The sequence below is a fragment of the Chryseobacterium sp. VD8 genome, from assembly GCF_037149975.1.
GTDB classification, from domain to species: Bacteria; Bacteroidota; Bacteroidia; order Flavobacteriales; family Weeksellaceae; genus Chryseobacterium; species Chryseobacterium indicum.
Genome location: NZ_JBBCQL010000496.1, coordinates 1 through 255 on the forward strand (window position 1 = coordinate 1; position 255 = coordinate 255).

The window sequence follows — 255 nt, forward strand, 5'->3', positions numbered from 1 at the left end:
TGGTTTGCCGACGTTTTGGCATCAGAAGTCTTTAAAGCCAATCCGAAGCTGAAAACGGTTTTCGAAGAATACCAGAATAAAGGATTATTGAATTCCAGTCTTGAAAAAAATCAGGAACTGAAACAGTGGTTATTAGAAGAAACCCCGTGGGTTCTGGAAAGTAAGAATGAAGAAGAACAGATGTCGAAACTGGCTTTGCTTTTCGATGTCAATTCAATGAAAAATTCAATTCATCAGGATTGGGAAGATTTAGAG

1 protein-coding gene is annotated in these 255 nt (G+C 37.6%); it reads left to right on the forward strand.

The annotated features are described in order from the left end of the window. Window positions 1-255, forward strand: a 255-nt coding sequence (locus WFK35_RS23180; protein ID WP_336735014.1) for a hypothetical protein, incomplete at both ends; no start/stop codon positions are given.